Source organism: Hyphomicrobium sulfonivorans, from assembly GCF_013306565.1.
GTDB classification, from domain to species: domain Bacteria; phylum Pseudomonadota; class Alphaproteobacteria; order Rhizobiales; family Hyphomicrobiaceae; genus Hyphomicrobium_A; species Hyphomicrobium_A sulfonivorans.
Genome location: NZ_PZPO01000011.1, coordinates 1 through 1242, shown reverse-complemented (window position 1 = coordinate 1242; position 1242 = coordinate 1). Strand labels below are relative to the sequence as shown.

The 1242-nt window shown below is 60.5% G+C and carries 1 protein-coding gene; it reads right to left on the bottom strand.

The window, feature by feature from the left end:
• Positions 1–56: 56 nt before the first annotated feature.
• Positions 57–1156 (bottom strand): IS3 family transposase gene (locus tag C6Y62_RS16115; RefSeq protein WP_173954798.1). Its coding sequence is split into 2 segments (ribosomal slippage): positions 57–895 and positions 895–1156, totalling 1101 coding nucleotides; the frame shifts between segments, so codons are not numbered across the junction.
• Positions 1157–1242: the final 86 nt, after the last annotated feature.

Here is a 1242-nt window from a genome sequence, read left to right as displayed (position 1 = left end):
CTGAACTGCCCCCCATCGCTGGACCACGCGGAGCTGGAAAAGCCAGCTTGTTTTCGTCAGGGCGGGCCGTGTGCCGCTGACGGTCCGAAGAGCGTTATCGGCGGTTTGTTGCCGATCGCGCTATGTGGGCGAACCTCATTATAATCTCTACGCCAAGCCTCGCATTTCTCCCGGGCATCGTCCAGGCTCATGAACCAGTGCGCCGACAGGCACTCGGTGCGGAACTTCCCATTGAACGACTCGATGAACGCATTGTCGGTCGGCTTTCCCGGTCGGGAGAAGTCGAGTGTGACGCCGCGCGTGTACGCCCACATATCAAGTTCACGCGAGACAAACTCCGTCCCCTGGTCGACGCGGATGGCTTTCGGGAAGCCGTGCTGACGACCGACGCGCTCCAGAACCTCGACGACATCCGCGCCGCGGTAGCGGAACCGCGGCTCGACTGCCGGTGAGTAGCGACTGAACGTGTCGATGATCGTCAACACCCGGATCTTCGTTCCCAACGCAAGCTGATCGTGCACGAAGTCCATCGCCCAGACATCGTTGGAGCACGAAGGCGGCGTGCGATCCGCACGCAAAGCCGCCTTCACGCGGCGCTTGGGCGTTTTGTTGCGCAATTGCAGGCCTAACGCGCAATAAAGACGATGCACGCGCTTCTCGTTCACCGGCCATCCTTCGCGCTTCAAGAGCACAGCAATGCGCCGGTAACCGTAGCGCACGCGCGCTTCCGCTATCTCCTTGATGCGCTGCTTCAGGTCGGCCTGGTCGCCACGGCGGCTCTTGTAGTGATAGCTCGATCGTTCGGCCTTCAGGACTTGGCAGGCACGCCGAATGCTCACCTGCCACGTCTTGCGTACCGCATCGACAAGCTCCCGCCGGCGACCAGGCCTTAGAGCTTTCGCTTGATGACGTCCTGCAGCATCTCTTTGTCGAGCGACAGGTCGGCGACGATCCGTTTCAGCCGGGCGTTCTCTTCCTCAAGCTGACGCAGACGTTTCATCTCCGACGGCATCAGCCCGCCGTACTTCTTTTTCCAGTTGTAATACGTCGCCTGACTGATCCCCGTCTTGCGGCAGATCTCCTCGACAGGTGTGCCTTCCTCGCCCTGCCGCAGCACGAATGCGATCTGGCTTTCCGAAAACTTCGATGCCTTCATGGCTCCCTCGACCGGCCCTGTTTCGACACGGACGCAAAACTGGAAAATTCTAACTCACACCGGTCCAGTTGCGAGGGGGCAGGTCA